Genomic DNA, 3868 nt, shown 5'->3' with positions numbered 1-3868 from the left:
TCGTCAGCGGCAAATGCGCGCCGTGTTGTTCGCAGGCGCCAAGGGCGAGCACGGCCAGCGTGCCCTCCTCGATGCGCCTGGCGACATCCACCCAGGGCGTCCGCGCAAAATCGGCGGCGCTCACGGCGTCCACCCCAGCACCAGGAGGGGTGTTTCGGGGGCAAGGCGGGTCAGCAGCTCGCGCGTGCTCACCGTATAGTCGACATCGCCGCCGCGCACCGTGCCGAGCGTGCCCCCGACAATATCGGAATAGGCATAACCGTGGGCGAGGAGGTCGACCAAGGCGGCCTGGATCGGGTGGATGGTGGGGTTGAAGGCCACGCTTTCGATGGCATGACCCGCGACCACATTGCCATCCCGCAAATGCAGCAATACTGCCCCCGGGCATTTGCTATAGGGCGAATGGCTCCGCCGTCCCTTGGTCAGCAGCGCTTCGGCCGCCGGCGAGGTGACGTCTTCGTCAAATTTCAGCGCCGGCCAGAGTTCGCGGCCGGGCACGGCGCCGCTTTCGCCGAGATAATTTGGATCGAACGGCCAGGGATAGAGCTGCGCCAGCGTCAGCGTGTGCCCGAGCGGATCGATCAGCTCGAGCTTTTCGCTCGCTGCATATTCGGCAAGGCACTGCCGGCAATGGGCACAGGGATGCGCCTCGCCGATGGCGATCACCGAAATATTGGTACCGCGGCTCATGGCGCGGGTGAAGACAAAACCCTCGCCGTGCAGGGTGAAACCGAGATGCGTGCCCGGAAACTCGACATTGCCGCCGAGGATCAGATTGCCCGTTTCCGCCTCGAGCCCGACGGCGCCGACGAAGAAATTGGAGATACCCGGGCGCGCAATATCCTTGGCCGTATCGAGCAGCAGGCACATCAGATCGCGCGCCGAGGCGAGCCCGAATTCGGCGACGAGACTTGCAGCGGTGTCTGCCGTCAAAACGCCGCCGCCATTGCTCGACAGCTGCTCAGGTCCCGCCAGCAGCGCCGCTTTTACGCGGGCCGCAATGGCGGCGCGAGCATCGGGGGCAACCGCCGCGAGACGAGCGGGAATAGCTGGATCGGCGACGAATGGATTGATGCTCATGGGTGGGCTGCCGAAGAAATATGCAAAAAACCTGCGAGGTGACCACTTGTGCAAATCCACTGTGATAGCATTTGACAACCCCCGCGAAACCGTCGTTAGATTGGCTATGTAAAGCGCTTTACTAGCGATAGGTCAAATGGGTTCTACACTCCTCCGCAACGCAACGGTTCTCACTGTGGATAGCGGTAATGCCGCCTTTCCCTCCGGCTGGGTGGCTTTTGTCGATGGGCGGATAACGGGCGTCGGTCCCATGGACAGCTGTCCGTCCGAAGCTGGTTTCGACGAGGTCAAGGACCTTGCGGGTCACGTGGTCATGCCGGGCCTTGTCAATGCCCACACGCATTCTGCCATGATCCTCTTCCGCGGTCGCTCAGAGGGGCAGAGCCTCCTCACCATGGAAGGCTGGTACAATTCCATCCGTGAGCCCGAGCTGTCGCTCGTCGCGTCCGATATCGGGCCGGCCGTGGCGCTGTCCTGCGCGGAAATGGCCCTTTCGGGTACCACCACCTTTTGCGATCAGTATTTCTTCGCTGAGGAAATCGCTGATGCAGTCAAGGAAGCCGGCCTTCGCGCCGTGATCGCCTACGGCATCGTGCAACTGGGCGACAAGGCGCGCGGTGAAGAAGAACTGGCACTCGCCACCAACTTCCTTCGCCAGCAGCGCTCTGCCGATGGCCGGGTGATCCCCTGGTTCGGCCCGCACGCGCCCTATGTCGACAATACCGAAGACCTGCTTCTGGCCGAGGTGGCTGTCGCCAATGAATACGGCGTCGGCCTGCACCTGCACATGGCCTGCGGTCCGGAAGACAATGAGGAAACCGAGCGGCGTTATGGCACGACGGCCGCCGTCGCCCTCGAAAAACTCGGCTTCTTCAATGGCCGCATTCATGCCGCCCATTGCCTCGATCTCAGCCCCGAAGACATCGCGGTCTTCGCCCGCGCCCCGCATGCCTCCATCTCGCACAACGCGACGGCCGGTCTCCGCTCTGGTCGCGAAGGTATCTGCCCGGTCGTGGATCTGAAAAAGGCCGGCGTCACCGTGGCGCTCGGCACCGACAATGTCGCGGCTAACAACGGCTACGACATGATCAACGAGATGCGCGTCGCGGGCCTCGTTGCCTCGCATCGCGAAGGCACGGCACAGCCGATCTCCAGCGCCGAACTCGTGCGCATGGCGACCATTGAAGGTGCCAAGGCGCTGGGCCTCGAAAACGAGATCGGCTCGCTCGAAGTCGGCAAGTCTGCCGACATCATCGCCATCGATATTTCCGGGGCCGGCTACTCCGAAACCCCTGACATTGAGACGCTTCTCGTCTATTCGGGGAGTGGACGGGATGTGCGCCATGTCTATGTCGCCGGCGAGCAGCTGGTGGCCGACAGGCAGCTCCTGCGTCGGCCCCTCTCCGAGATCAGGGCCGAGTACTCAAACACCTATAAGGATTTCTGGGCCCGCGTCGAAGCGGCTCGGAAAGTGGCATAATGGCAAGAAAACTCATTCTCGATACCGATGGCGGCGTCGACGACGCGCAGGCCCTTCTCATGCTGATCGCCAATGGCCGTACGCCTGACGCGATCACCACCGTCTTCGGCAATGTCGGTCTCGATGCGGCAACCCGCAATATCCTGACCGTGCTCGAAGTCGCCGGCAAAGGCACGGTTCCGGTGCACAAGGGCGCCGACCGCCCGCTGACCCAGCCTGTCATCGACGCCAAGTATATTCACGGCGAAGACGGCCTCGGTGGCGCCCCGCGCCCCGCCAAGATTCCGGAAGTCGCCGGCACCAATGGCGTCGGCTATCTGGTCGATACCTTCCGCGCTGCCGCCAAGGCTGGCGAAAAGGTCGATATCCTGATGATCGGGCCGCTGACCAATCTGGCCCTCGCGCTGCGTCTGGCTCCCGATATCGTTCCCGGCATCGGCCAGCTGACCATCATGGGCGCTACCGTCTATGGCCGTGGTAACACCACCCCGGCAGCCGAATTCAACATCTATGCCGACCCGGAAGCCGCTGCCATCGTCTTCGGCACTGAGCTCGACACCCTCGTCGCCCCCTGGGAGCCTTGCGTTACCCACTTCATGACCGGCGATGAAGTCGAGGCTCTCCTCAAGGACATTCCGGAAAGCCCGGAAAAGACCTTCTCGGTCGCGCTCGTCGAACATGCCCGCCGCACCACGGTCGGCTATGGCGGCCCCGATCACTTCCGCTTCGTTGATCCGCTGGCCATCGCCGCGGTGATCGAGCCCGAACTCGTTACCAAGACCCTGCGTGCCTCGATGGATGTGGCGCTCTCGCCCGGCATCACCCGCGGCATGACGGTGGTTGATCCTTCAGGCCGCCTCGGCACGCCCATGGTGACCTTGATCGAAGAAGCAAAGGTCGATCGCCTCGTGGCGCTCTATCGCGCTTCCGTCGCGTACCGCGCCAATACCTGACAAGCCAAGGGAGCTCCGTCACAATGTCCATGTCCAAACTTACCCGCCGCGCTTTTGCGGGCCTTTTCACCGTAGGCCTTCTGGCCTCGGTATCGGCCGGCGCCGTCATGGCGCAGGAATACACCAAGGAAAACCCGCTCAAGGTGGCTTTCGTGGTGCATGGCACGCTGGGTGACAAGAGCTTCCTTGATAGTGCCGCCGCTGGCCTCAAGCGCGCCGAAGCCGAGCTGCCGGTCGCTGTGACCGTTATCGAAGCCGGCGTTGATCGTGGCCGGTGGCAGCCGGCTCTGGCTGACGCCACCGACCAGGGCTATGACGTCGTCATCGCCGGTACCTGGGAAATGACCGGCTTCAT

4 protein-coding genes are annotated in these 3868 nt (G+C 63.1%); 3 read left to right on the top strand and 1 reads right to left on the bottom strand.

Annotated elements, in window-relative coordinates; all coding sequences use genetic code 11:
• Positions 1 to 120: 120 nt before the first annotated feature.
• The gene (locus tag J0I64_RS03055; RefSeq protein WP_291406151.1) at positions 121 to 1080 is read right to left on the bottom strand and encodes a hypothetical protein; all 960 of its coding nucleotides are present in this window, start codon (positions 1078 to 1080) and stop codon (positions 121 to 123) included.
• 136 nt (positions 1081 to 1216) lie between these two features.
• Between J0I64_RS03055 and J0I64_RS03050 the strand changes: the two genes are divergently transcribed.
• The 3 genes from J0I64_RS03050 to J0I64_RS03040 form a co-directional block, all read left to right on the top strand.
• Complete coding sequence (locus J0I64_RS03050) at positions 1217 to 2560, top strand: amidohydrolase (protein ID WP_291406150.1); 1344 nt, start codon at positions 1217 to 1219, stop codon at positions 2558 to 2560.
• Positions 2560 to 3513, top strand: a complete 954-nt coding sequence (locus J0I64_RS03045; protein WP_291406149.1) for a nucleoside hydrolase — start codon at positions 2560 to 2562, stop codon at positions 3511 to 3513. Before J0I64_RS03050 ends, J0I64_RS03045 begins: the two co-directional genes overlap by 1 nt.
• Before the next feature lie 23 nt (positions 3514 to 3536).
• On the top strand, positions 3537 to 3868 hold a 332-nt coding region (locus tag J0I64_RS03040; protein WP_366933680.1), incomplete at its 3' end, for a BMP family ABC transporter substrate-binding protein.

This window comes from Devosia sp. (assembly GCF_017307565.1).
GTDB lineage: Bacteria > Pseudomonadota > Alphaproteobacteria > Rhizobiales > Devosiaceae > Devosia.
This window is presented reverse-complemented; position numbering and strand designations above follow the sequence as displayed.